20 protein-coding genes and 1 other RNA gene are annotated in these 26381 nt (G+C 67.7%); 4 read left to right on the forward strand and 17 right to left on the reverse strand.

What is annotated here, in order from left to right; all coding sequences use genetic code 11:
- Positions 1-76: 76 nt before the first annotated feature.
- From HNP48_RS26240 to gyrA, 10 genes are all read right to left on the reverse strand, one after another.
- The gene (locus HNP48_RS26240) at positions 77-511 is read right to left on the reverse strand and encodes a helix-hairpin-helix domain-containing protein (protein WP_184862722.1); all 435 of its coding nucleotides are present in this window, start codon (positions 509-511) and stop codon (positions 77-79) included.
- A 297-nt stretch (positions 512-808) separates the two neighbouring features.
- Positions 809-1963 (reverse strand): lipopolysaccharide assembly protein LapB, encoded by a 1155-nt coding sequence (gene lapB, locus HNP48_RS26245; RefSeq protein ID WP_184862724.1) that lies wholly within the window; start codon positions 1961-1963, stop codon positions 809-811.
- Complete coding sequence (locus tag HNP48_RS26250) at positions 1953-2276, reverse strand: lipopolysaccharide assembly LapA domain-containing protein (protein ID WP_184862726.1); 324 nt, start codon at positions 2274-2276, stop codon at positions 1953-1955. The genes lapB and HNP48_RS26250 overlap by 11 nt, the downstream gene beginning before the upstream one ends.
- 46 nt (positions 2277-2322) lie before the next feature.
- Positions 2323-2676 (reverse strand): integration host factor subunit beta, encoded by a 354-nt coding sequence (locus HNP48_RS26255; RefSeq protein ID WP_184862728.1) that lies wholly within the window; start codon positions 2674-2676, stop codon positions 2323-2325.
- A gap of 81 nt (positions 2677-2757) precedes the next feature.
- Positions 2758-4443, reverse strand: a complete 1686-nt coding sequence (gene rpsA / locus HNP48_RS26260) for a 30S ribosomal protein S1 (RefSeq protein ID WP_007852596.1) — start codon at positions 4441-4443, stop codon at positions 2758-2760.
- A gap of 171 nt (positions 4444-4614) precedes the next feature.
- Positions 4615-6669 (reverse strand): bifunctional 3-phosphoshikimate 1-carboxyvinyltransferase/cytidylate kinase, encoded by a 2055-nt coding sequence (locus tag HNP48_RS26265; protein WP_184862730.1) that lies wholly within the window; start codon positions 6667-6669, stop codon positions 4615-4617.
- Complete coding sequence (locus HNP48_RS26270; protein WP_184862732.1) at positions 6669-7553, reverse strand: prephenate dehydrogenase/arogenate dehydrogenase family protein; 885 nt, start codon at positions 7551-7553, stop codon at positions 6669-6671. The genes HNP48_RS26265 and HNP48_RS26270 overlap by 1 nt, the downstream gene beginning before the upstream one ends.
- A 72-nt stretch (positions 7554-7625) precedes the next feature.
- Complete coding sequence (gene pheA, locus HNP48_RS26275; RefSeq protein WP_184862734.1) at positions 7626-8723, reverse strand: prephenate dehydratase; 1098 nt, start codon at positions 8721-8723, stop codon at positions 7626-7628.
- A 55-nt stretch (positions 8724-8778) separates the two neighbouring features.
- Complete coding sequence (serC, locus tag HNP48_RS26280) at positions 8779-9888, reverse strand: 3-phosphoserine/phosphohydroxythreonine transaminase (protein WP_184862736.1); 1110 nt, start codon at positions 9886-9888, stop codon at positions 8779-8781.
- Positions 9889-10024: 136 nt separating this feature from the next.
- Positions 10025-12691: a DNA gyrase subunit A gene (gyrA, locus tag HNP48_RS26285; protein ID WP_184862738.1), complete on the reverse strand. Its 2667-nt coding sequence runs from the start codon at positions 12689-12691 to the stop codon at positions 10025-10027.
- A gap of 221 nt (positions 12692-12912) precedes the next feature.
- Between gyrA and ompA the strand changes: the two genes are divergently transcribed.
- The 4 genes from ompA to ssrA all read left to right on the forward strand — a co-directional run bounded on the left by ompA (position 12913) and on the right by ssrA (position 15594).
- A complete protein-coding gene (ompA, locus tag HNP48_RS35695; RefSeq protein WP_184862740.1) occupies positions 12913-13560 on the forward strand; it encodes an outer membrane protein OmpA in 648 nt (215 codons plus the stop codon).
- 203 nt (positions 13561-13763) lie between these two features.
- On the forward strand, positions 13764-14489 hold the full coding sequence (gene ubiG / locus HNP48_RS26295) for a bifunctional 2-polyprenyl-6-hydroxyphenol methylase/3-demethylubiquinol 3-O-methyltransferase UbiG (protein ID WP_184862743.1): 726 nt from the start codon (positions 13764-13766) through the stop codon (positions 14487-14489).
- Between the two features lie 24 nt (positions 14490-14513).
- Complete coding sequence (gph, locus tag HNP48_RS26300; protein ID WP_184862745.1) at positions 14514-15194, forward strand: phosphoglycolate phosphatase; 681 nt, start codon at positions 14514-14516, stop codon at positions 15192-15194.
- A 13-nt stretch (positions 15195-15207) separates the two neighbouring features.
- Positions 15208-15594: a transfer-messenger RNA gene (gene ssrA, locus HNP48_RS26305) on the forward strand.
- 96 nt (positions 15595-15690) lie between these two features.
- Here the strand turns inward: ssrA and HNP48_RS26310 are convergent.
- The 7 genes from HNP48_RS26310 to HNP48_RS26340 form a co-directional block, all read right to left on the reverse strand.
- Complete coding sequence (locus HNP48_RS26310; RefSeq protein WP_184862747.1) at positions 15691-17253, reverse strand: chemotaxis protein CheW; 1563 nt, start codon at positions 17251-17253, stop codon at positions 15691-15693.
- Positions 17253-20411 (reverse strand): PAS domain-containing methyl-accepting chemotaxis protein, encoded by a 3159-nt coding sequence (locus tag HNP48_RS26315; protein ID WP_311773862.1) that lies wholly within the window; start codon positions 20409-20411, stop codon positions 17253-17255. The genes HNP48_RS26310 and HNP48_RS26315 overlap by 1 nt, the downstream gene beginning before the upstream one ends.
- A 172-nt stretch (positions 20412-20583) precedes the next feature.
- Positions 20584-21066: a DUF2127 domain-containing protein gene (locus HNP48_RS26320; protein ID WP_184862749.1), complete on the reverse strand. Its 483-nt coding sequence runs from the start codon at positions 21064-21066 to the stop codon at positions 20584-20586.
- Between the two features lie 30 nt (positions 21067-21096).
- Positions 21097-21705, reverse strand: coding sequence for a DUF2894 domain-containing protein (locus HNP48_RS26325; protein ID WP_184862751.1), 609 nt, complete (start codon positions 21703-21705; stop codon positions 21097-21099).
- Positions 21702-22361 carry an OmpA family protein gene (locus HNP48_RS26330; protein WP_184862753.1) on the reverse strand — a complete coding sequence of 220 codons (660 nt, stop codon included), beginning with the start codon at positions 22359-22361 and terminating at the stop codon, positions 21702-21704. The genes HNP48_RS26325 and HNP48_RS26330 overlap by 4 nt, the downstream gene beginning before the upstream one ends.
- On the reverse strand, positions 22358-25531 hold the full coding sequence (locus HNP48_RS26335) for a DUF802 domain-containing protein (protein WP_184862755.1): 3174 nt from the start codon (positions 25529-25531) through the stop codon (positions 22358-22360). Before HNP48_RS26335 ends, HNP48_RS26330 begins: the two co-directional genes overlap by 4 nt.
- A complete protein-coding gene (locus tag HNP48_RS26340) occupies positions 25528-26319 on the reverse strand; it encodes a DUF3348 family protein (protein WP_184862757.1) in 792 nt (263 codons plus the stop codon). Before HNP48_RS26340 ends, HNP48_RS26335 begins: the two co-directional genes overlap by 4 nt.
- Between the last annotated feature and the right edge of the window lie 62 nt (positions 26320-26381).

A 26381-nucleotide genomic window follows, 5' to 3' on the forward strand; every position in this document is an offset into this window, starting at 1 on the left:
AGCCGGTGGCTGCAGGGACCAGACCCGGCCATGAAAAAACCCGCCGAAGCGGGCTCTGGGGGGGCGCCGTGCCGGCCTACTTCTTGGCCGTGCTGGCGGAGGGCTGGGGTGCCGAGGCCGCTGCGGCTGCAGGCTCGGCCGCCTTGTCCTTTTTGGCCTTGGATTCCTTCTTGTCCTTGGCTGCGGACTTGTCGGCTTTGGCCTCGGCCTCTTTTTTCTTCTTGTCGGCCTTGGCCTGCGCGGCGGCGCTGAAGCGCTTGCCATTGACGGTCAGGCCCTCGGCCGAGAACTTGGCAGCGGTCTTCTCGCCCACACCGCCCACGCGGCTGATGAAATCCGCCCAGTCCTTGAACTCGGCATTCTTGCGCTCGGCCAGGATCTTCTGCGACATGCTGGGACCGATGCCCTTGATGCCGTCGAGTTCGGCTTCGGTGGCCTTGTTCACGTCCACGGCGGCAAACGATGCGCCGGCAAAAAGCAGGGCGATGATGAACAGGAATTTCTTGATCATGGTGCGACTCCCTCGGTGTGTTGTTTGTCGGTGTGTGCGGACTTCCGCCCGGCCATCATATCCAAGGGAACCGCAGGCCCACTCCATATGGATTCGTCTTCAACCGTCTAACGTCGTTGGTTCGCCTTGCCGTGCTACAGCACTGTGTGGGCCACCCGCGACGCATGAAACTGGCGCGGCCCAAGCCAGTGCCCCCGCGCAAGGGCCGCCCCGCTGCGCTGGGGGCGTCCCCCTCCCAGATTGCGAAGCAATATGAGAGAGGGGGAAGGCGCGAAGCGACTCAGGGGGGGTTTCACTTCAGAGCTCTTCAACGCGGCGGGCCGGGTAGCTGTCCCAGGTCTGGCAGCCCGGGCATTGCCAGAAATGCTGGCGTGCCTCGAAGCCGCAGGCCGCGCAGCGGTAGCGCGTGAGGGGCTTGACGGCATGGTCCAGCGCGCGCTGCACCTGGGGATGGAAGTCCTCGTGTTCGAGCTTCTCGCCAGCCAGCCACTTGGCGGCGGCCACCAGGGACTTTTCCTTGTCCAGGTGGTCCACATAGCGCTGGCGCGCGCCTTCGCCGGCACCCTGGGCCGTGTCGATGGCGACCAGGCTCTCCAGCACGTCCAGCGAGGGGCCGCCGTCGTAGTGTTCCTGCAGCAGGGCCTGGGCTTCCGCGCTGCGGCCCGTGGCGGCTGCGGCCTCGACCATCAGCGGTGCGGCCAGGGGCAGGGCGGCGGGATTGTGTTCGCCCAGGGCCTTGAGCGTGGCCAGCGCGGCTGCGGGCTGGCCCATCAGGTGCTGCAGGCGTGCCATGTCGATGCGGGCGCGCGCAGCCCCGGGGGCTGCGGCCACGGCCTGCTCCAGCAGCGCCAGGGCGCCGGCATGGTCGGCCTGGCCGGCCAGGGCCGCCGCCTGTTCGCACAGGTAGTGTGCCTGGCGGGTGCTGAAATCGCCTTGGTCGGCCTCGTGCATCTTGCGCGCAATGGTGGTGGCATGGGGCCAGTCGCGCGAGCGTTCGTAGATGGCCAGCAGCGCCAGCCGGGCCTGGGCCTCGAAGGGCGTGCCCTCCAGGCGGTTGAGTGCGTCTTCGGCCCGGTCGAGCAGGCCGGCCTTGAGGAAGTCGAGCGCCAGCGCGTGCTGGGCCCGTTCGCGGTCGGTGCGGCTGAGGTCGCCGCGCGAGAGCAGGTGCTCGTGCACGCGCACGGCGCGGTCGTACTCGCCGCGGCGGCGAAACAGGTTGCCGAGGGCGAAGTGCAGCTCCGAGGTGTCGGGGTCGTTCTGCACGGCCTCGATGAAGGCATCGATGGCCTGGTCCTGCTGCTCGTTGAGCAGGAAGTTCAGGCCCTTGAAATAGGCCTTGGGCGCACGGCGGTTCTCGGCGCGCAACTGGCGGATGTCAAAGCGCGAGGCCAGCCAGCCGAGCACGAAGGCCAGTGGCAGGCCCAGCAGGATCCAGCTGAGGTCAAATTCCATGGATGGGGGGCATCTCGGCAGGGGTTTCGGCCACGGCGGTGGTGCTGGCCGGTTTGGCAGCGGGTGCGGCCGCCGCCTTTTGCTGCGCCAGCGCCTGGCGCGCCACGCTGCGGTGCTTCCACCAGCGTGGCACCATGCCCAGCACGCCCACGATGAGGCCGGCAGAGAACGCCGTGAGCACGACCAGCACCAGCGGCGCGCGCCACTGCGTGCCGAAGAAGAAGTGCACGGTGGCGTCCTGCTGGTTGTTCAGCGCGAACGCGAAGAGGGTAAAAAAAATGGCTGCCTTGAGCAGCCACAGGAGGTATTTCATGGGGCTCCCCGGTGGTGGGGAGATTCTACGGCGCCAGACTGGTGCATCAACCCGCGGTGCCCGTGGCCTTGGCCGCGGTTGCCGGGGTGGGCGTACCGTCGCCATCCTCCATCTCGGCCGTGCGCTTGTCCACGGCCTCGCGCAGGGCCTTGCCCGGCTTGAAGTGGGGCACACGCTTTTCCGGGATCGCCACGGCCTCGCCGCTGCGCGGGTTGCGGCCCATGCGGGGGGGGCGGTGGTTCACCGAGAAACTGCCGAAACCCCGGATCTCGATGCGATGGCCACGCACCAGCGCGTCGCCCACCGCATCAAGAATGGTCTTGACGGCGTATTCGGCATCGCGGTGGGTGAGCTGGCCAAAGCGGGCGGCCAGTTCTTCTACAAGGTCGGAGCGGGTCATGGCGTCGATTGTCGGGGATAAAGAGAAGCGGGCGCACGAGGCGCCCGCTGATGACTGACCTTCAGAAGGTCAAGCCGTCACTCACTTGTCGGAGTTGTCCAGCTTGGCGCGCAGCAGGGCGCCCAGGCTGGTCGTGCCGGCGCTTTCGCGGCTCGATTGCTGGCTCAGGCTGGCCATCGCGCCTTGCTCGTCGGCCATGTCCTTTTGCTTGATCGACAGCTGGATGTTGCGGGTCTTGCGATCCACGTTCACCACCACGGCCGTGACTTCGTCGCCTTCCTTGAGCACGTTGCGGGCATCTTCCACGCGGTCGCGGGAGATTTCCGAAGCGCGCAGGTAGCCCACGATGTCTTCGCCGAGGTCGATTTCAGCGCCACGGGCGTCCACGGTCTTGACCTTGCCGGTCACCGTCTGGCCCTTGTCGTTCACGGTCACGAAGGTCGTGAATGGGTCGCCGTCGAGCTGCTTGATGCCCAGCGAGATGCGTTCGCGGTCCACGTCCACGGCCAGCACGATGGCTTCCACTTCCTGGCCCTTCTTGTAGTTGCGAACAGCGGCTTCGCCGGGTTCGTTCCACGACAGGTCGGACAGGTGCACCAGGCCGTCGATGCCGGCAGCCAGGCCCACGAACACGCCGAAGTCGGTGATCGACTTGATCGGACCCTTGACGCGGTCGCCGCGCTTCGTGTCCTGTGCGAATTCTTGCCATGGGTTGGCCTTGCACTGCTTCATGCCCAGGCTGATGCGGCGCTTGTCTTCGTCGATTTCCAGGACCATGACTTCGACTTCGTCGCCCAGCGAAACCAGCTTGGCGGGAGCGATGTTCTTGTTGGTCCAGTCCATTTCGGAGACGTGCACCAGGCCTTCGATGCCGGGTTCGAGTTCGACGAACGCGCCGTAGTCGGCAATGTTCGTGATCTTGCCGAACAGGCGCGTACCTTGGGGGTAGCGGCGGTTCACGCCCATCCATGGGTCGTCGCCCATCTGCTTCAGACCCAGCGAGACACGGTTCTTCTCGGTGTCGAACTTCAGGATCTTGGCCGTGATTTCCTGGCCAGCGGTCACCACTTCGGAGGGGTGACGCACGCGGCGCCATGCCATGTCGGTGATGTGCAGCAGGCCGTCGATGCCGCCCAGGTCCACGAACGCACCGTATTCGGTGATGTTCTTGACCACGCCCTGCACGATGGAACCTTCCTTCAGGGTTTCCATCAGCTTGGCGCGCTCTTCGCCCATGGAGGCTTCCACCACGGCGCGGCGGCTCAGCACCACGTTGTTGCGCTTGCGGTCGAGCTTGATGACCTTGAATTCCAGGGTCTTGTTTTCGTAAGGCGTCAGGTCCTTGATCGGACGCGTGTCGATCAGCGAACCGGGCAGGAATGCGCGGATGCCGTTGACCAGCACGGTCAAGCCGCCCTTGACCTTGCCGCTGGTGGTGCCGGTGACGAACTCGCCGGATTCCAGGGCCTTTTCCAGGCTCATCCACGAAGCCAGGCGCTTGGCGGTGTCGCGCGACAGGATGGTGTCGCCGTAGCCGTTTTCGATGGAGCCAATGGCCACCGACACGAAGTCACCCACTTGGACTTCGACTTCGCCCTTGTCGTTTTTGAACTCTTCCAGCGGCACGTAGGCTTCGGACTTGAGGCCGGCGTTGACCACGACGAAGTTGTGTTCCACGCGCACGACTTCGGCGGTGATCACTTCGCCTGGGCGCATTTCGGTACGCTGCAGGGATTCTTCAAAAAGGGCGGCAAAAGATTCGGACATGTGTTTCCTTGCCACAGACAGGATTCCGAGAGCACCATTGCTCCCGTTTTTATAGCTGCCGGTGGTGGTTTGCGGCAAAGCCGCGGTTAGGTTGTTGACGATATTCCACGCAGCCAGCGCATGGACATGCATTGGCTGCGGGAGGCCTTGCCGGGCCTCGCGGTCCGGCGGTCAGCCTTGTGCGGCCACGGGGGCTGCAAAGGGCTGGCGCTCCTGCCACCAGGCAAGCACCTTCTCGACGGCTTCATCGATCGTCAAGTCGGAGTTGTCCAGCACCAGGGCATCCTGCGCGGGCTTCAAGGGGGCGACGCTGCGGGAGCTGTCCCGCGCATCGCGCGCCTCAAGGTCTGCGCGAAGGTCGGCTATGTTAGCCGAAAAGCCCTTTGAAATCAACTGCTTATACCGGCGCTCCGCACGGCATGCGGCGCTGGCCGTCAGGTAGACCTTCAGAGGGGCCCCGGGGAAGATCACCGTGCCCATGTCGCGCCCATCGGCCACCAGGCCGGGCAGGCGCCGGAAACTGTGCTGCAGGTCCACCAGGGCCTCGCGCACGGCGGGCAGGGCCGAGACGCGCGAGGCGTTCATGCCGGCCTCTTCGGTGCGGATGGCTTCGGTCACATCGTCCTGGCCCAGCAGCACGCGCCCGCCCTCGAAGTGCACCGGCAGGGTCTTGGCCATGTCGGCAATGCGGGATTCATGGGTGGCGTCGATGGCCAGGCCTGCGCGCAGCGCGGCCAGCGCCGTGATGCGGTACATGGCACCCGAGTCGAGAAAGCGGTAGCCCAGGCGCTGGGCCACGGCGGCGGCCACGGTGCCCTTGCCCGAGGCCGTGGGGCCGTCGATGCAGATCACCGGGATGCGCTCGGTGGCGGCATGGGCCACCGAGAACAGGGCCTCGAAATAGTCCGGGAAGGTCTTGGCCACGCACTTGGGGTCTTCGATGCGCACCGGCAGCCCGGCGGGGTTGAAGGCCGCGAGCGAAAAGCACATGGCCACGCGGTGGTCGTCGTAGGTGTGGATGCTGGCGGCCTTCCAGTCAGCCAACTGCGCGGGCGGCGTCACGCGGATGAAGTCGGCGCCTTCCTCCACCGTGGCGCCGAGCTTGCGCAGCTCGGTGGCCATGGCGGCGATGCGGTCGGTTTCCTTCACGCGCCAGCTCGCGATGTTGGTCAGCGTGGTCGTGCCTTCGGCGTACAGCGCCATCACGGCCAGGGTCATGGCCGCGTCGGGGATGTGGTTGCAATCGAGCGCGATGGCCTTGAGCGGCCAGCCCTGGCCGGGTTCGCCGCGGCGGATGTGCAGCCAGTTGGCGCCGCCCGTGACCTGGGCGCCCATGGCGCGCGCGGCCTCGACGAAGCGGATATCGCCCTGGATGGAATCGAGCCCCACGCCGTGGATGCGGATGCCTTCGGGCACGCCTGCATGGCCGGCCGCGATCGCGCCCAGCGCGATGAAGTAGCTGGCCGAGGAGGCGTCGGCCTCGACGTGGATTTCGCCGGGCGAGCGGTACTGGCTGCCTGCGGGGATGGTAAAGCGCTGCCAGTCCTGGTGCGTGACTGTGATGCCGAAGCGCGAGAGCAACTGTAGGGTGATGGCGATGTAGGGCTTGGAGATCAGCTCGCCCACCACCTCGATCTCGATGGCCTGCGTGCGCGCGGCCAGTGGCAGCGCCATGAGCAGCGCCGTGAGGAACTGGCTCGACACGTCGCCGCGCACGCGGATGGGCTCGGCCAGCGCTAGGGGCGGCACGCCCTGGCCGTGCGCGATGCGCAACGGCGGGTAGCCGTCGTTGCCCAGGTAGTCGATCTGGCAGCCGAGCTGGCGCAGCGCGTCCACCAGGTCGCCGATGGGGCGCTCGTGCATGCGCGGCACGCCCGAGAGTTCGAACTCACCGCCCAGCAGCGACAGCGCGGCCGTGAGCGGGCGCATGGCCGTGCCGGCATTGCCCATGAAGAGCTGGGCGGGCGAGCGCGGCGCGCCGCCACCCAGGCCGGTGATGCGCACGGTGGTGCCGCCATCCTCGTCCACCGTGCAGCCGATCTGGCGCAGGGCGTCGAGCATGACGCGCGTGTCGTCGGAGGCCAGCAGGTCGTGCACCGTGGTCGTGCCTGCGCTCAGTGCCGCCAGCAGCAGCACGCGGTTGGAGATGCTCTTGGAGCCGGGCAGGTGGACTTCGCCGCCTGCGGCATCGAGGGCCGGCAGGTCGAGGTGGGGGGTGCTGAACATCAACGCCCCTTGCTCGTGCGCTGCGCCCCCATGCGCCAGTGCGCACGGGTCTCGCTGGCCAGGGTGATCATGTCTTCCAGGGCCTGGGTGTCGCCCTTTTGCATGGCCTGCTCGATGTTCTGCAGCGTCTGCTGGAACAGGCGCGACTGGGCCAGCAACTCCTCGCGGTTGGACAGCAGGATGTCGCGCCAGACCTTGGGGTCGCTGGCGGCAATGCGCGTGAAGTCGCGAAAGCCCGGGCCGGCCAGCGAGAGGAAGTCGTCACCCTCTGCCTGCCCGGTGATGCTGTTCATCATGGCAAAGGCCAGCAGATGGGGCAGGTGGCTCACCGCGGCAAAGGCCGCGTCGTGCGATTCGGGAGACATGTTGCTGACGCGGCAGCCCAGGGCATTCCACACGGTTTCCGCCTTGGCGAACTGCTCGGGCAGCGTGCGGTCCATGGGGGTCAGGATGACCTGGCGGCCGGTGTAGAGCTCGGCATCGGCGTGCTCCACGCCCGAGACCTCGCGGCCCGTGATGGGGTGGGCGGGCACGAAGGAGCCCACCTGGTCGCGCAGCGCGCGGCGCGCGGCCTGCACCACGTCGGCCTTGGTGGAGCCCACGTCCATGATCAGCATGTTGGGCGTGACCAGGTGGCGGATGGCCTTGAGCGTGGCCTCGGTGGCGGCCACAGGCACTGCCACCAGCACGATATCGGCTCCGGCCACGGCCAGCAGGGCCGAGGGGGCCTCGACGTCGATCACGCCGAGCTGGCGCGCGCGGTCGGTGGTGGAGGGCGACTTGCTGTAGCCCACCACGCGCTTGACCAGGCCGGCCTTCTTCATCGCCAGGGCGAAGGAGCCGCCCATGAGGCCGCAGCCGATGAGTCCCAATTGTTCAAACATGGTGCGATTCCGGCATGGGGCGATGGCAGGTGATCGCCGGGCATTCAGGTGTGCGCATGGGCATATCCAGGCTCATGGCGCGACCGGGTAGGTGCCCAGCACCTTGTAGAAGGCGCACAGGCCGCGCAGCTCTTCGAGCGCGCGCGCCACGTGCGGCTGTGCGGGGTGGCCATCGAGGTCGATGTAGAAATAGTACTCCCACTGGCCGGTGCGTGCAGGGCGCGACTCGAAGCGCGTCATGGACACGCCATGCGCCTTGAGCGGCACCAGCAGGTCGTGCACGGCGCCGGGCCGGTTGGGCACCGAGACCACGAGGCTGGTGCAGTCCTTGCCCGAGGGCGGCGGCGTCTGCAGCGTGTGTGGCAGGCAGATGATGGCAAAGCGCGTGCGGTTGTAGGCGTCGTCCTGGATGGCGTGCGCGACGATGTGCAGGCCGAACTGGGTGGCCGCGCGCTCGCTCGACAGGGCCGCCCAGGCGGGATTGGTGGTGGCCAGGCGCGCGCCTTCGGCGTTGCTCGACACCGGGCGGCGCTCGGCATGCGGCAGGTGCTTGGACAGCCAGGCCTGGCACTGGGCCAGGGCCTGCGGGTGGGCCAGCACAGCCTCAATGCCGTCCAGCGAATTGCTGGTGCGCAGCAGGTTGTGGCGCACCAGCAGGCTGACCTCGCCCACCACATGGGTGGGGGTGTGCAGGAACAGGTCGAGCGAGCGCGTGACCACGCCCTCGGTGGAGTTCTCCACGCCCACCACGCCGTACTGGGCGCTGCCCGCGGCCGTGGCGTGGAACACCTCGTCGAAGTTGGCGCAGTACATCAGGTCGGCTGCGCCGCCGAAGAACTCGATGGCCGCCTGCTCGCAGAAGGTGCCTTCGGGGCCGAGCACGGCCACGCGCTGGGGCGATTCGAGCGCCAGGCAGGCCGACATGATCTCGCGCCAGATGGCGGCCACATGTGGGCCCTTGAGTGGGCCGGGGTTGGCGGTCTGGATCTTGTCGATGACCTGGGCCACGCGGTCGGGCCTGAAGAATGGCGTGCCCTCGCGCTTCTTGACCTCGCCGACCTGTTCGGCCACCAGGGCCCGCTGGTTGAGCAGCGTGAGCAGTTGCCGGTCGAGGGAGTCGATCTGCACGCGCAGGCTGGCGAGATCAGGGGAGGCTTGCGGTTCGGTCATGAAAGGGGCAACTTTTCTGGCGGGCGTGCGGCGAAAGGGGTTGGAAAGTGGGGACTCAGGCGCGCTTTTGTTCAAATTCTCGCATGTAGTCCACCAGCGCCTGTACACCGGCCAATGGCATGGCGTTGTAGATGCTGGCACGCATGCCGCCCACGGACTTGTGGCCCTTGAGCTGCAGCAGGCCGCGCTCGCGGGCGCCGGCCAGGAAGGCTTCGTTGCGCGACTCGTCGCGCAGGAAGAAGGGGATGTTCATGCGCGAACGGGCGTTGGCCGCCACCTTGTTCACGTACAGCTGCGAGGCGTCGATGGCGTTGTACAGCAGCTCGGCCTTGGCGATGTTGCGCTGCTCCATGGCGGCCACGCCGCTCAGCTCGCCCTCGCGCTGGCGCAGCAGCCACTGGAAGGTCAGGCCCGCCACGTAGATGCCCCAGGTGGGCGGGGTGTTGTACATGGACTCGTTGTCCGCCACGGTCTTGTAGTCGAAGGCGCTCGGGCAGGCGGGCAGGGCATGGCCCAGCAGGTCTTCGCGCACCACCACCAGGGTCAGGCCGGCGGGGCCCAGGTTCTTCTGTGCGCCGCCGAAGGCCAGGCCTACGCGCGACCAGTCCACGCTGCGCGAGGCCACGTGCGAGGAGAAATCGATCACCAGAGGGGCATCGGAGCCCAGCGCCTTCAGATCGGGCAGCTCGTGGAATTCCGTGCCGTTGATGGTCTCGTTGCTGCAGATGTGCAGGTAGCTCGCGCCGCGGCTCAGGTTCCAGGTGGCGGGCGCGGGCAGGGTGGTGAAGTCGCTGTCCTGGCTGCTGGCGGCGATGTTGACCTCGGAGGCGTACTTGCGCGCCTCCTTCTGCGACTTCTGGCTCCAGCTGCCGGTGACCACGAAGTCCACGGTGCCGGCGCGCGAGAGGTTCAGCGGCACGATGGCGTTCTCGGCCAGGCCGCCGCCCTGCATGAACAGGATCTTGAAGTTCGCCGGTACGGCCAGCAGCGTGCGCAGGTCGGCCTCGGCCTGCTGGTAGATGGACAGAAACTCCTTGCCGCGGTGGCTCATCTCCATCACGCCCATGCCGCTGCCGTGCCAGTCCAGCATTTCGGAGGCCGCTTGCTGCAGCACTTCGGCGGGGATGGCGGCGGGGCCGGCGGAGAAGTTGTAAGGGCGGTTCATCTCTGGCAAATCGAAAAGGTGGGAACTGTCTTGGAGGGCCGGCGGCACATGCCGCGCTGGCCCGCATCACTGCATGCCTTCTGCGGGGCGGGCAGCAGCCGGTGCGACCGGCATGCCGCTGCGCCCGCGCAGCCCGTCAGGACTCGGAGGGGCCGTCGGTGCCCGGCGCGGCCTCGCTGCCGCCGGCATCCGCTGCGCCGCCTTCGCCCTCGGCCACGTTGGCATCGTTCTCGACGATGCGCTGCAGGCCGCTGAGCTGAGAGCCTTCGTCCAGCGCGATCAGCGTCACGCCCTGCGTGGCGCGGCCCAGTTCGCGGATCTCGGAGACGCGGGTGCGCACCAGCACGCCCTTGTCGGTGATCAGCATGATCTCGTCGTCGGCATGCACCAGCGTGGCGGCCACGACCTTGCCGTTGCGCTCGCTCTGCTGGATGGCGATCATGCCCTTGGTGCCGCGGCCGTGGCGCGTGTACTCGACGATGCTGGTGCGCTTGCCGTAGCCGTTCTCGGTGGCGGTGAGCACGCTCTGCGTCTCGTCTTCGGCCACCAGCATGGCGATCACGCTCTGGCCGTCTTCCAGCGTCATGCCGCGCACGCCGCGGGCCTGGCGGCCCAGGGGGCGCACGTCGTTCTCGTCGAAGCGCACGGCCTTGCCGCCGTCGCTGAACAGCATCACATCGTGCGCGCCATCGGTCAGGGCCGCGCCGATCAGGTAGTCGCCGTCATCGAGGTTGACCGCGATGATGCCGCCCTTGCGCGGGTTGCTGAACTCGTCGAGCGCGGTCTTCTTCACGGTGCCCATGCTGGTGGCCATGAAGACGTAGCGGTCGGCCGGGAAGCTGCGCATGTCGCCCGTGAGCGGCAGCACCACGTTGATCTTCTCGCCTTCCTGCAGCGGGAACATGTTGACGATGGGACGGCCGCGCGAGCCGCGCGAGCCCGCAGGCACTTCCCAGACCTTGAGCCAGTAGAGCCGCCCGCGGTTGGAGAAGCACAGGATGTAGTCGTGCGTGTTGGCGATGAAGAGCTGGTCGATCCAGTCGTCTTCCTTGGTCGCCGTGGCCTGCTTGCCGCGCCCGCCACGCTTTTGCGAGCGGTATTCGGACAGGGGCTGGCTCTTGATGTAGCCGGTGTGGCTGAGCGTCACCACCATGTCGGTGGGGGTGATCAGGTCTTCGGTGGACAGGTCCTGCGCGCTGTACTCGACGATGCTGCGGCGTGCGCCCAGCTTGCTCTGGCCGAACTCGGTCTTGATGGAGGTGAGCTCCTCGCCAATGATGACCGAGACGCGCTCGGGCTTGGCCAGGATGTCCAGCAGGTCTTCGATGACCGCCATGACTTCCTTGTACTCGGCGACGATCTTGTCCTGCTCCAGGCCCGTGAGGCGCTGCAGGCGCATCTGCAGGATCTCCTGGGCCTGCGTTTCCGACAGGCGGTACAGGCCGTCCTGGCCCATTCCGAACTCCTTCTCCAGGCCATCGGGGCGGTAGTCGTCGGCATTCACGATGCCGCCGTCTTCGCGCGTGCGGGTGAGCATCTCGCGCACCAGCTTGCTGTCCCAGGGGCGGGCCATCAGCTCGGCCTTGGCCACCGGCGGGGTGGGGGCGTTGCGGATGATGGCGATGAAGTCGTCGATGTTGGCCAGGGCCACGGCCAGGCCTTCGAGCACGTGGCCGCGGTCGCGCGCCTTGCGCAGCTCGAACACCGTGCGGCGGGTCACCACCTCGCGGCGGTGCTGCAAAAAGACGCTGATCAGGTCGCGCAGGTTGCACAGGCGGGGCTGGCCGTCGATCAGCGCCACCATGTTCATGCCGAAGGTGTCCTGCAGCTGCGTCTGCTTGTACAGGTTGTTGAGCACGACTTCGGGCACTTCGCCGCGCTTGAGCTCGATCACCAGGCGCATGCCCGACTTGTCGGACTCGTCCTGGATGTGGCTGATGCCCTCGATCTTCTTTTCGTGCACCAGCTCGGCCATGCGCTCCTGCAGCGTCTTCTTGTTGACCTGGTAGGGCAGCTCGTCGACGATGATGGCCTGGCGCTGGCCGCGGTCGATGTCCTCGAAGTGGCACTTGGCGCGCATCACGACCTTGCCGCGGCCCGTGCGGTAGCCGTCCTTCACGCCGTTGATGCCGTAGATGATGCCGGCCGTGGGGAAGTCGGGCGCGGGGATGATCTCCATCAGCTCGTCGACCGTGGCATCGGGGTTGCGCAGCATGTGCAGGCAGCCGTCGACCACTTCGTTGAGGTTGTGCGGCGGGATGTTGGTGGCCATGCCCACCGCGATGCCGGCCGAGCCGTTGACCAGCAGGTTGGGCAGCTTGCTCGGCAGAACCAGCGGTTCCTTCTCGCTGCCGTCGTAGTTGGGGCCGAAGTCGACGGTTTCCTTGTCGATGTCGCCCAGCATTTCGTGGGCGATTTTTGCCAGGCGGATTTCCGTGTACCGCATTGCGGCCGCGTTGTCACCATCCACCGAGCCGAAGTTGCCCTGGCCATCGACCAGCATGTGGCGCAGCGAGAAGTCCTGCGCCATGCGCACGATGGTGTCGTACACCGCCGAATCGCCGTGCGGGTGGTACTTGCCGATCACGTCGCCGACGATACGCGCGGACTTCTTGTAGGGCCGGTTCCAGTCGTTGTTCAGCTCGTGCATGGCGTACAGCACGCGCCGGTGCACGGGCTTCAGGCCATCGCGCGCGTCGGGCAGGGCCCGGCCCACGATCACGCTCATCGCGTAGTCGAGGTAACTGCGCCGCATCTCCTCTTCGAGGCTGATGGGCAGGGTTTCTTTGGCAAACTGGGTCATAGGGCGGCAATGCGGCGAAGGAGAATCATTTTAGAGGGGAAAGCGTGTAGCGCTCCCGCAACATATCGCCGCAATTACGGTTTTGTCCTACGGGCCCCAAGGCGGTGCGGCCGCTTTTGCCCTGTTACGTATGGCACAATCAATTGAACGTTTCGGGTGATGGTCACCCCAGGCGTCCTGATTCGCAGCGCGGCTGCGGCTTTTTCCCCAAGAGGAGAACCATGAAGAAACTGAACAAAGTGGCGATGTTGTTTGCCTCTGCAGCGCTCGCAACCGCCGCTGGCGCACAAACCGTTGACAACTGGAGAGATGCTTCTGGCCAACTGGTCTGGAAGAACGGCACGAACGAATACTGCTGGCGCAATGCCAACTGGACGCCTGCTACCGCTGCCCCAGGCTGCGACGGCGCCATCGCTGCTCCAGCTCCCGCCGCTGTTGCTCCTGCGACGCCCGGTACGACGACTCCTCCGGCTGTGACTCCCCCTCCAGCCACGACGCCTCCTCCAGTCATGGCCAGCAAGGTCACCTACGCTGCTGACGCATTCTTCGACTTCGACAAGTCGGTGCTGAAGGCAGAAGGCAAGGCCAAGCTGGACGACCTGGTCTCCAAGGTCAAGGGCATCAACCTGGAAGTCATCATCGCCGTGGGTCACACCGACTCCGTGGGTTCCGATGCTTACAACCAGAAGCTGTCGGTCCGCCGTTCCGAAGCCGTCAAGGCTTACCTGGTGTCCAAGGGCATCGAAAAGAACCGCGTGTACACCGAAGGCAAGGGCGAGAAGCAACCAGTGGCTGACAACAAGACCGCTGAAGGCCGCGCCAAGAACCGCCGCGTGGAAATCGAAGTGGTTGGCACCCGCGCCAACTGATCTTCGGATTGGTTCGCACCAGAAAGCCCCGGCAACGGGGCTTTTTTTCGTCTGTGCTTTCTATCCCGGCAGGCTGTGTTTTGTACTGGTACAAAGTGCCTGGTGCAGCGCTCCAGCCCGCTGCGCTCTCTATATAAGGTGGGCCATCTCTCCCTGGGGGCTTGTCCCTTCAGGCGCGCTCACCATCGTTGACAATGCAGGCCATGAGCGACGACACGACCACCCCCACCCTCAATGCCGATCCGGCCGAGCTGGCCAAGTTTTCTGCGCTGGCGCACCGCTGGTGGGATCCGGACAGCGAGTTCCGCCCCCTGCACCAGATCAACCCGCTGCGCCTGGACTGGATCCACGCCCAGGCGGGCCTGGGCGGCAAGCGCGTGCTCGACGTGGGCTGTGGCGGCGGCATCCTGGCCGACTCCATGGCGCGCAAGGGGGCCGACGTGACCGGTATCGACCTGGCTACCAAGGCCTTGCGTGTGGCGCAACTGCACGCGCTGGAAGCCGGCACCAAAGGGGTGCAATACCGTGAGATCAGTGTCGAAGCACTGGCTGCCGAGCAGCCCGCCAGCTTCGATGTGGTGACCTGCATGGAGATGCTCGAGCATGTACCCGACCCGGCCTCCGTCGTCAAGGCTTGTTCTGCATTGGTCAGGCCCGGCGGCTGGGTATTCTTCTCCACCATCCACCGCAATGCCAAGGCCTTCATGCTGGCCATCGTGGGCGCGGAGTACGTGCTCAACATACTGCCGCGCGGCACGCACGAATACGCCAAGATGATCCGCCCGAGCGAGCTGGCATCGCACTGCCGCGTTGCCGGTCTCGATGTGCAGCAGACCCGCGGGCTGGAATACAACCCGCTGAGCAAGCGCTATTGGCTCAGTGCCGACACCAGCGTGAACTACATGTTCGCCACCCGCAAGCCTGCCTGATCCGCCCTGAGAGAGACTTTGTCCGTGACGCCGAACCCCGTATTCCACAACATCCGCGCCGTGCTGTTCGACCTGGACGGCACCCTGATCGACAGTGCCCCCGACCTGGCCGCCGCGGCCGACAAGATGCGCACCGACCGCGGCATGCCATCGCTGCCTCTTGACCGGTACCGCCCCATGGCCGGCGCCGGCGCGCGCGGCATGCTGGGCGAGGCCTTCGGCCTCAAGCCCGAAGACGCCGAGTTCGCCGCCCTGCGCGAGGAGTTCTTTGCCAACTACGAGGCCCGCATGACGGTCTTGACCGAGGTGTTCGACGGCGTGCCCGCCCTGGTCGAGGCCTTGCAGGCCCGCGGCCTGGCCTGGGGTGTGGTGACCAACAAGGCCATGCGCTTCACCGACCCGCTCACGCGCGCCATGCCGCTGTTCGCCACGGCGGGCGCCGTGGTCAGCGGCGATACCACGCCGCATGCCAAGCCGCACCCGGCGCCGCTGCTGGAGGCGGCCGCGCGCTTGAAGATCGATGCCAGCCAGTGCATCTACGTGGGCGACGACGAGCGCGACATCGTGGCGGGCCTGGCGGCCGGCATGGGCACCGTGGCCGCCACCTACGGCTACCTGGGTGCTGCCCAGGCGCCGCAGGCCTGGGGTGCGCATGCTGCAATTAAATCTCCCTCCGAGCTCTTGCAATTGCTGGCACTGGCCTAAAATAGGCAGTATTGGGGCTGTCCTGGTTTCGACGTGGGTTCGGAGCTAGTGTGGTGCATGTCGAGCTTGAGTCACGCTCGTAAATCTCGATTTAACAAACTAACTGCAAACGACGAACGTTTCGCACTCGCTGCTTAATTGCCAGTGAGCCTTGCAACAGTTGGCCGATGGGCTGGGCAAGGGGGTTCTGAGCAATCAGCGCCTCCCGGCTGCAAGGATAATTACATGGGCTGGCTCCGATCCGGGTACCTTGGGTTGGGGCGAGATTCAAGGGTACTGGCGGCCGGTGTAGCGTGCGACTGCGCGACACAGGCGGCGAGATCCAAAACAGACCGCTAAACATGTAGATCTGCCTGGTGAAGGCTTGCGGACGCGGGTTCAATTCCCGCCAGCTCCACCACCACAACGTCCAAGGGCGTTCGCTGACATCCAGCGAACGCCCTTTTTCTTTGCATCTTGCGATTGAGCCCCATGCCTGCGGCCATGGCGGGTGTCGCTATGGCGCTGGTCCTGCCGCAGAAGGGGCATGGCCGCCTGGGATCAGCAGGCTCTGGGCGAGTTGCTGCAGGTTCAGCAGCGTGAGCATGCGCTCCCCCTGGGCGTCCGCCACCAGCGCGCGGGCCTGCCAGCTCTCGGTCGAGAGCGGTTTGTCGCCTGCATGCCCGGGTTGGGCGAAGCGCTCGCGGTCCTGCCGCGGCATCCAGTGGAGCTCGTCAATCCCGGTCAGCCGGGACACGGCGAAACCGACGGCCTCGTGCCCGTGCTCCACCACCAGCACGCTGGCGTCCGATGCGGCAGGCGCTGCGGGCCGTTCGAGCAAGGCCGCCAGGCTGTAGGTGGGAATGGCGCGCCCGCGGTGGACCATGAGCCCCAGTGCCGGGCCGGCGCTGTCGAACAACGGCGTACCGCGGGACCAGGGGACGATCTCGCTGACCTGCTCGATCGGGGTGGCCGAAGGGGCTCCGCCCAGGTCGAAGCACAGCAGCTTGCCTGCGGGGGCACTCTCTGGTGTGCCGTCGCTGCCGCCAGGGGTGTTGCTGCCTGCGCCGGCCTCGCTGGCGCGGTGCCGGGCTGCAGGGTGGCTGGCGCCGGTGTGCAGGCCCGCGAACCGGACCAGCTCGGCCAGGTCCACAAGCCGCTCGTCGTCCAGCAGCAGGTAGAAGGCGTCGGGATCGTGCACTTCGCGGTCCTGCAGGGCGCTGGCGGGCAGCAGGCCGAGGAACAGCTCCGGCCTTGGCAGTGCGGTGCGCGGCAGGGGGAGCGCGGCCGAGGAGTCGGCGGGCACGACATCGGTGATGGCATCGACCAGAAAGGCCAGCAGGCCCTTGGCGTAGTTGACCACGAAGGCCTGGCGCCTGGTGCCGGGCGCCGCATCCCGGGCCATGCCGCAGAAGGCGGCGAGATCGATGGCGGCCACCTGGGTGCCGGCCACGTCGATGACGCCGTGGCAGTAGCCGCCGCTCAGTGCCGAGGGGCGCACGTCGGGGTTGAGCACGGTACTGTGCACCACCCGCGATGACAGGGCCATGTGCAGGCCTGCGCTCTGGATCAGCAGCGCATAGGTCGTCTGGGCGGATCCGGCGGCGTCGGCGCTGTCGGCCCCCGCGGTCTCGGGGGCGCGGGCCAGGGGCAGGTCGGCGAGGGCAGCCAGGCGCGCGGGGTCGAGCACGCTGATGAGGCTGCCGTTTTCGGGGTGGGGGAAGCTGCCCTTGAGCAGGGTTGTGTGGCCACTGGTCGCGTCGACGGCGTGCTGCTGTGGGTCCGGGCAACTGAACACGCCGCTCACCTGGTCCGCCAGCAGGCCCAGCAGGTGCTCGCCCTGGCGCAGTATGACGACGTTGGCCGGACCGTCGCCAGCGGGCTGGTTCAACTGGCGGCGCAGGTCCAGCACCGGCACCAGCAGCCCGCGCAGGTCCACCGCCCCCAGGATGGCGGGGTTGCCGCACGGAATTGCCATCGGCTGGCCCAGCGGCACGACCTCGCGCAACGCGTCGAGGTGCAGTGCCATCTGCATGGCTCCGAGGCGAAAGACCCCGTAGGGCGAGGTGGCGGTGCCCATCAGGCCATGCCGGCGGCGCTCTGGCGCAGATCGCGCACGAAGGCCGAGACGGCGCCCGCGACCTCGTGCTGCTGGCCCGTGGCCTGGGCGATTTCGCCGACCCGCTCGGCCGTCTGGCCGATGCCCTGGTCCATGCGCGCAAGACACTGGGCTGCAAGCTCGCTCACGTTCGCGCCGGTGCCGATGTGCTGGTTGGACAACTCGATCAGACCGCCGATTTCCTTGGCTGCATTGGCACTGCGCTCCGCGAGCTTGCGCACCTCGGCCGCCACCACCGAGAAGCCCACGCCATACTGGCCCGCGCGCGCGGCCTCGATGGCCGCGTTGAAGGCCAGCAGGTTGGTCTGGTTGGCGATTTCGCCGATCACGCGCACGATGTCGGCCACCTTGCCTGCGCTTTGCTGGATCTGCCCGATCGCCGCGATGGACTGCTGGACCGCATCGCTGCTGGCCTGCGCGGCCTTGCGGGTGTCCTGGACCGAGGTGGTGGCCTGGTCTGTGTTGCGGGTGATGGTGTGGATGCTGCTCTCCAGCTGCTGGGCGCTGGTGGACAGCGTGGCGGTCTGGTCGGTCAGGAAGCGCTGGAGCTTGACCTCGGCCGTGACGTCGTAGGCGAACTTGACCACCTTGACCACCTGGCCCTGCAGGTCCCGCACGGGGTTGTAGGAGGCCTGGATCCAGACGTCGCGCCCGAACTTGCCGACGCGGTGAAAGCGCCCGGAGATGAACTGGCCTTCGCCGAGCCGGAGCCAGAAATCGCGGTACTCGGGGCTCTGGGTGTAGTCCGCGGTGCAGAACATGCTGTGGTGGTGGCCCTGGATCTCGCGCAGCGTATAGCCCATGGCCGCGAGGAAATTGCGGTTGGCGCGCAGCACATTGCCGTCGAGGTCGAACTCGATGACCGCCTGGCTCAGGTCGAGCGCGGCAATCTTGGCGGCGTATTCGGCGTTGCTGAGCTTGGTGTGGGTGACGTCGTAGGCGAACTTGACGATCTTGACCGGCTTGCCGCTGGGGTCGAACACCGGGTTGTAGGTGGCCTGTATCCAGACCTCCTTGCCGCCGCGCCCGTAGCGCCGGTACTCGCCCGCTTCATACTCGCCCCGGGCGAGCCGCTCCCAGAAGTTCTGGTACTCGCTGCTGTTGGCCAGCTCGGGGGCCACGAACATGCGGTGGTGGCGGCCACGGATTTCGTCCAGGTGGTAGTCCATGAGCTTCAGGAAGTTCTCGTTCGCGCCCAGCACCTTGCCGTCCAGGTCGAACTCGATCACGGCCTGCGAGCGGCTGACCGCCTTGAGCTTGCTGTCGGCGTCCAGCCGCTCCAGCTTGTCGGCCGTCACGTCCTGGCCCAGCATCACCACCTTGGAGAGGGCGCCATCGAGGTCCATGACCGGGTTGAGGCTGGCGGAGAACCAGATTTCGCGCCCGCCCGACCCCATGCGCCGGAACTCCTCACGCACCGCCCGGCCGCTGCGCAGGGCATTCCAGACCTCGTGGCTCTTGGCGCTGTTGAGGTCTTCGGGCATCTGGAACATCGACTCCTTCTTGCCCACCATCTCGCTGCGCGTGAAGCCGCTGGCCTGTTCCATCAGCGGGTTGACGTTCAGGATGGTGCCCTCCCGGTCCATTTCGAGCACGCAGCTGCTGGCCGAGATCGCGTTCATGCGTGCCTGCACCTCCAGGCTCGCGACCTTGGCATCGGTCACGTCGCTGCAGTACTTGACGACCTTCACCGGCAGGCCGTCCACGCCCAGGATGGGGTTGTAGGTGGCCTGTATCCACACCGCGCGGCCATTCTTGGCCAGGCGCAGGTACTCGCCGCTTTCGTACTCGCCGCGCCCGAGCTTGAGCCAGAAGGCGCGGTAGGCCGCGCTCTGGGCCTCGTCGCGTGGCACGAAGATGCGGTGGTGCTGGCCCTGGATCTCGTCCAGGGCATAGTCCATCAGCTGCAGGAAGTTGGGGTTGGCGCGCAGGATGTTGCCTTGCAGGTCGAACTCGATCACGCCCTGCGAGCGTTCGATGGCCGCGACCTTGCCATCGTCCTCGATGGACTTGAGCTTGGCGGCCGTGATGTCGCTGGCAAACTTGATCACCTTGTAGGGCTGGCCGTTCTCGTCCGGAACCGGGGTGTAGGTGGCCTGGAGCCAGACGGGTCGGCCCTTGCTGTCCACGCGCATGAACTCGCCACTGCGCGATTCGCCGTTGCGCAGGGCCTCCCAGAAGCTGGCGTACTCCGCGCTCTCGCGGTAGGCGGGCAGGCAGAACATGCGGTGGTGCTGCCCCTGTATCTCGGACAGGCCATACCCCATGGTCTGCAGAAAGCGGGTGTTGGCGTGGCGGATATGGCCCTCCATGTCGAACTCGATGACGGCCTGGGTGTGGTCTATGGCGCGGATCATCCCGGAGTTGTCCAGGGCCCGGCGCTTGTCGGCCGTGATGTCGCTGCAAAACTTGACCACCCTGGCGATGCGCCCCTGGGCATCCGCGATGGGGGTGTAGGTGGCCTGCAGCCACAGGGGGCTGCCATCGGCCTTCACCCGCTGGAACTGGCCCGCCTGCGGCAGGCCCTTGCCCAGGTCCTGCCAGAAGCGTTCATAGGCCTCGCTCTGGGCAAAGTCGGGCAGGCAGAACATGCGGTGGTGCTTGCCCACGATCTGCTCGAACGAGAAGCCGGTGGTGTTGCAGAAGTTGGCGTTGGCGGTGAGGATGTTGCCTTCGGGGTCGAACTCGATCACGGCCTGCGTGCGGTCGATGGCCGCGAGCTTGGCCGCGTCGGTGTCCGGGTGCCCATCCTGCCTGCCGTTGGCCTCCACCAGCAGAAGGTGGCTGCCATCGCCCAGCGCCAGCCGCTCCAGGTGCAGCATCTCGCCGGACCGGGAGGGAGTCTGCAGGCTGGCGCGGCCCTCTGCTGCGGGCCACTCGGCGCCCGGAAAGAGTTCCTGCAGGCGCAGCCCCAGGCTGGGCGGGGGCGGCTCGGCCAGCAACTGCCAGAAGCCGGGTGATGCGTCGACCAGGGTGCCGTCGGCGTCCAGCAGGGCCAGCCCCCGGTCGCGCCCGAGGGCACACACCAGGCGCAGCAAGGTTTTGCACGTGGCGCCTGGCAGCGGCTTGCCATCCTCCAGCACTTTGAGCAAGCGATCACTGGTGATATCGAGCAGCATGGACGGCCTCCTCCCGAAGGTGTGGTGCAGACTGGTGCGGACTTCGATTATTGGTATCGGACCGGATTTGTCCAGACTAATTGGCAACCGGGCGCTTTCCCCTGGGGTCGGCATGGTCTGCGGAGCACCTTGCATCGGGCATCGGGCCGGATCGGCCGCCTCCGTGGTTCTTTCAGGGCGGTGCGCGGGTCTTGCCGCGCTGGCGCAGTTGCGTGCCCAAAAAGGCCACGATGGCGATGTTGGCCAGCGCCACGGCGACCGCGGTCCCACTGGGGTGGTGCACGATGTGGCGCAACTCGAACGGGATGTACAGCCCGCCCGAGAGCGCGCCCAGCCACTCGCCCCACCAGAGGTTCTTCCACAGACCGTAGGCCTCGGCAAAGCGCACCAGCACATAGGCCGCCGCAGCCAGCAGCAGGGGGGTGAGATCGGCGCGCACCAACTGGTCGATGTCGGTGAGCACCATGGCCGGGTAGCGGTCGCCGGGTGCCAGGCCGATGTGCCCGATCAGCGAGGCGACGATGTGGTGCAGGTCATGGTGCAGCAGGCTGAGAAAACCCAGGCTGGCCACCAGCGCGGCAAGGCCCTTGAGGGCTTCGAAAGCGGCGATGGCGCGCAGTGCCTTGCGGTGGTCCGGCATGGGTCGTGAAGCCATGCTGGGCATCGTAGCCGCAATGGCCTGCCGCTACCGGCGGGCAGTGCGCTGGGGGCGTGGCGCCCGGGGTGCCGGGCGCGCCAGATGCGCGTTCATCTGCTCCAGCCAGAGCAGCGAGTCCATCTGCGAGAGAAAGCGCCGCAGGTAGTCGGGAGAGAGCCCGCGCATGAGCGCCAGCGAGCGCAGCATGAGCTTGTGCGAGTTGAGCGGGCCGGCGTGTTCGGGCGCCTTGTTCAGGGCCAGGGTGACCTGCTGTTCCGCGGAGATCTTCGACCAGACCTCGCTGAACTGGCGCACGCTCTTCATCTCCGACATGCTGGCGCTTTCGCTGGCGCGCACCTGCTCGGCGTCGGCCTGGGCGCGTGCGGCGAGTTCGCGGTTCAGCAGGGCCAGGGGCGAGCCAGGCGCGTCGGCCGGCCTGGGCACCGCGGCGGTGGGAGGTTCTGCCGCTGCAGCAGTGGCCTGGGCGGCATAGTCGGCCACGGCGGCCTCCAGCCGCTGCAGCAGCAGTTGCTGCACGGCCGGCGGCTGCTCTGGCAGGCGCCGGGCCAACGCCTCCAGGTAGCGAAAGCGCGCAGGGTCATGGTGCTCGGCGCCCTGCGCCCGCAGCGGTTCCAACAAGGCGCTTGCGTCGTTCATTGGGGTGTGGTGGGGCTGGGTTGGGTGGCCCGGGGTACCGGGGCCATCTCCACGCGGCGGTTCTGCGCGCGGCCTTTCTCGTCGGCGTTGTCGGCCACGGGCTGCTCGGCACCGAAGGCCGCGGCAAACACCTGGGACGAGGGCATGCCTTCTTCGGCCAGGGCGCGTGTGACGGTGAGCGCGCGCTGGGCCGACAGCTCCAGGTTGTCGGCAAAGCGCTGGCCGCCGCCGCTGCGCAGCGGGATGTTGTCGGTGAAGCCGCTCACCATGAGCATCTCATCGCGTTCGCGCAGGTACACGCGCAGGGGCTGCACCAGGCTGGTCAGCAACTGGCGGCCCTCGGGGCGCAGTTCGGCCGATCCCGTGGCGAAGAGCACGCTGCCGCTGATGCCGATGCGGCCGTTGTTCAGCGTCACGCGGCCGCTGGCCAGCGGGCCGGCCAGCGCCTTCTCCAGGGACATGCGGCGCTGCTCGGCCTCCTGGCGCTTCTCCACTTCCTGGCGCAGGCTGTTGGCCAGGTCGATCTGCAGCACCAGCACCCCCACGAGGATGAGCACGAAGGCGCCCAGCAGGCCGGCCATCAGGTCGCCGAACACGGCCCAGACCGGGGCGGTCTGCTCGGTGGCGTCGTCCAGCGTGTCGTCGTAGCCGGTCACGCGGGCGCCCCTTGCGCAGCCTGGCCATGCAGGCGGCGCAGGTCTTCGACGATGCCCTGCTGCGAAGAGATGCTCAGGTCGATCACCTCGCGTGCCTGGGCCACGTAGTAGGCCAGCTGTTCATCGCTGCGGCCCAGGGACTGGCCAATGGCGCTCTCGATGCCCTGCAGGCCCTGCACCAGCTTGTCGTTGCTGGCGGTGAACAGGCCCACGCCATGGCTGAACGACTCGCCCAGGCTGGCCAGCTCCACGGCGCTGGCGGCCACGTGCGTGGCCACCTCGTCCACCTTGCCGGCCTGGGTGCCCAGTGCATCGGCGAATTGCTGGCCGGCCTGCTCCAGCACCTGGGCGGCCGATCCCACCAGCGATTCGATGGCGGCACGCTGCTGCGCGGCGGCGTCGTTGACGGAGTGCAGGAGCGTGGAGAGCTGTTCCATCATGGCGGTGCGCTCTTCCAGCGCCAGGTTGTCGCGCTCGCCCAGGCGCGTCATCTCCTGGCGCAGCTGGGTGATGACCTCGGCCGCGGCCTGGGGCACGTCGGACGCGGTCTGCAGCAGGCGCGTGAGCGGGGCTTCGAGTGCCGATCCCAGCGTGGCCAGGTGCTCTGCCACGGCGGCCTGCAGCGCATCGAGCTGGTCCACCGCGGCCTGGCCGCGGGCGGCCTCGGCGTCGCGCAGGGCCGCGAGTTCGCTGCGCCACACGCTGGCCAGGCTGTCCATGCGCTCACCCTGCGATTGCTCCCAGCGGGCCTCGGCCTCCACGCGCGTGCGCAGCAGTGCATCGGACTGCTCCATCAGGCGTGCCGTGCTGCCCAGGGTCTGCTCCACTTGGCCCGACATGCGTTCGGTGAGCTGGGCGGCCGTGCCTTCCAGCGTGCGGTACAGGCCCTGTTGCTGTTCGGCCGCCTGCGACCCTGCGCGCTGCAGCTCGGTCGTGACCGCGCTGGCCATGCCTTCCATGGAGCGGCTCCAGGTCTCCAGGCGCTGCTGGTCGGCCTGCACCTGGGCGGTGTGCGACTGGGCCACGGTGTCCTGCAGCGAAGCCAGCAGGGCGTTGGCACGCTGCTCGAAGGAGTGCGTGGCGGCCTGCAGTGCGCGGTCGAGCTGGGTGGCTGCACCCTCCAGGGCCTGGCCCACCGCGCGTTGCTGTTCGGTGGTCTGGGTGCTCGCGCGTTGCCATTCGGCCGACAGCGTGCCCGCCATGCCTTCCATGGAGCGGCTCCAGCCTTCGATGCGCTGCTGGTCGTCCGCCGCCTGGGCGGCCCGCGACTGGGTGGCCGTGTCCTGCAGCGTGGCAATCAAGGCCTTGGCGCGTTGTTCGAAAGCGTCGGTGGCGGCCTGCAGTGCACGGTCGAGCTGCGCTGTGGCGCCCTCCAGGGCCTGGCCCACGGCGCGCTGCTGCTCGGCGGTCTGGGCGCTTGCGCGCTGCCACTCGGCCGAGAGCGTGCCGGCCATGCCCTCCATGGAGCGGTTCCAGCCTTCCATGCGCTGCTGGTCGGCGGCCGCCTGGGCCGCATGCGACTGCGCCACGGTGTCCTGCAGCGAGGCCAGCAATGCGCTGGCACGCTGCTCGAAGGACTGGGTTGCGGCCTGCAGCGCGCGGTCGAGCTGCGCCGCCGCTCCTTCCAGGGCCAGGCCCGCGGTGCGCTGCTGCTCGGCAGTCTGGGCGCCGGCGCGCTGCCACTCGGCCGAGAGGGTGCCGGCCATGCCCTCCATGGAGCGGTTCCAGCCTTCCACGCGCTGCTGGTCCGCGGCTGCCTGGGCGGCATGGGATTGGGTGATCGTGTCCTGCAGCGCAGCGAGCAGGCTGCTTGCGCGCTGATCGAAGGCCTGGCTGGCGGTCTGCAGAGACTGTTCGAGCTGCCGCGCCGCGCCGGCCAGGGCCTGGCCTGTCTCGTGCTGCTGTGCGGCGGCCTGGGTGCCTGCACGCTGCCATTCGGCGGTGAGTGCGCTGGCCGTGTGCTCCATGGATCGGTTCCAGCCCGCAAGGCGCTGCTGGTCGGCGGCGGCCTGGGCTGCGTGCGACTGCTCCACCGTCTCCTGGAGTGCGCCCAGCAGGGTGCCGGTGCGTTGCTCGAAGCCCTGGGTCACCGTCTGCAGGGCGCCGTCGAGCTGCGCCACCAGGCGGTCCTGGGCCTGGGTGTGGCCTTGCAGGGCATCCGTCCAGGTGGCGGCCACCTGGCGGGCCGTGCCTTCCCATTGGGCAGACAGGGCCTGCATCTGCGCATCGGTGGCGTCACGCAGGCGCTGGTGCGAGCGTTCGGCTTCCTGGGCGAGCGTGGCCATGGCCTGCTCGACCACGGGGCGGATGCTCTCGCCCGCCTGGCGGGCGCTGCTGGCCAGGCTGTCCTGCAGCGAGGCGCCCACGGTGCTGGCCAGGGCGGTGTAGGCCGTGGCTGCTTCGCGGTGAAAACCCTGCTGCTGGTTGGCCAAGCGCTCGTTGAGTTCGCCGTGGCGGCGCTCCAGGCCTTCCATCAGGGTCTGCAGGCGCTCGGCGATCAGCGGCATGGCCTGGGCCTGGGCCTGCAGGGCGCCGAACATGGCGTCGCGCTTGTGGGCGGGCGAGAAGCTGCGGAAGGCCGAGGCCACGCGGGCATCGAGCTGGCGCACCACCTGCAGGCGTTCGCGCCGGCCCATGGCGGACATCAGGCCCAGTGCGGCCGAGGTTGCCACGCCGGCCACCGAGGTGCCGAACGACAGGCCCAGGCCCTTGATGGGGGCTGCGAGGGCCGAGCGGATGGCCTCCAGGTTGGTGGATCCTTCCAGTGCGAACACAGCCCCCTGGAAGGTGACCACCATGCCCAGGAAGGTGCCCAGCATGCCCAGCATGACCAGCAGGCCCACCAGGTAGGGGGCCAGGGCCGGGCCGGGCAGGGCCACGCGCTCGCCCTCGATGCGCTGGCGCACCGGGTGGCGCAGCGCGGCCGGCAGGCGCTCCAGCCAGGGGGCGAGGTCGGCCAGGGGCTCGGCCGGCGTATCGGCCAGTGCGGCCGCCAGCGAACGGGTGGCCGAGCGGAACTGCATCAGCTCATAGGCGCCGAGCAGGTAGACCGCGGCGATCACCGCCGTCATGGCCAGCGCCAGCGGGCTGGTGCCCACGAAACCCCAGGCGACCCATCCCGCCACTGCCAGGCCGGCTGCAAACACGCCGGCCATCACACTCTTGTTCATTCCTGATTACCTGTTCTACTGTTCTCGTTGCGGGCTGCCTCCAGCAGCCCCATGATCGGTTGCAGGCGCACCTGCATCTCGGCCAGCAGCAGGGCCTGCAGGTCCTGCTCGAAGCCGGCCAGCCAGCCGCCGGGCTGGCGCCAGCGCAGCGGATCGTCGGCCAGGCCCGAGGCCTGCACCCGTGCCTGGTGCGCCTTGCGCAATTGCACGAAGCGCCGCTCCAGGTGGCCGGGCAGCGACGCCCACAGGCGTTGCTCGCGCGCGCCCAGCATCTGCTCCATCACCCCGTCCAGCGCTGCCAGTTGCTGCAGGGGCGCCGACCCCTTGAGCAAGGCCGCGCGCACCTGGCTGCGCAGGACGCCCAGGCGGGCGTCGAGCTGCTTTTGCTGCTCCGCATAGCGCGGGCCATGGGCCGCAAAATCGGCCTGGGCCTGCGGATCGGGCTGCTCGACGGGGGTGTTGTCGGCACGTTCGCGCAGCGGCCTGGCCGGGCGGGCAGGGGCGGTCGCCAGCCGGGTCAGGTCGGCCTTGGCCTTGTGCAGCAGCTCTTCCAGGGCTTGCGTGTCGATGGCGGCCCCTTCCCCCGTGGTGGGCTGGGACACATGGGTCTCGATCGAACGCAGCGAGCCGTTGAGCTCGACCGCATCCACCACGCTCAGCCACTGGCCGAGTTGTTCTGCCACGTCCTGGCGCACCGGAGCGCGCTCCGCCCGCGTCCATTGCGCGAGCAGAACGACGAGGCGTGAACTATCGAGTCGTTGGTGCAGATACATCCCGGGGGTAGCCATTCACTTCGCCTGCAACCCTGGTGGGAGGCCGGCATCCGGGAAACGGGTCCCCGAGGGCAAAA

The sequence above is a fragment of the Acidovorax soli genome (genome assembly GCF_014207955.1).
In the GTDB taxonomy this organism is placed as follows: Bacteria; Pseudomonadota; Gammaproteobacteria; order Burkholderiales; family Burkholderiaceae_C; genus Acidovorax; species Acidovorax soli_A.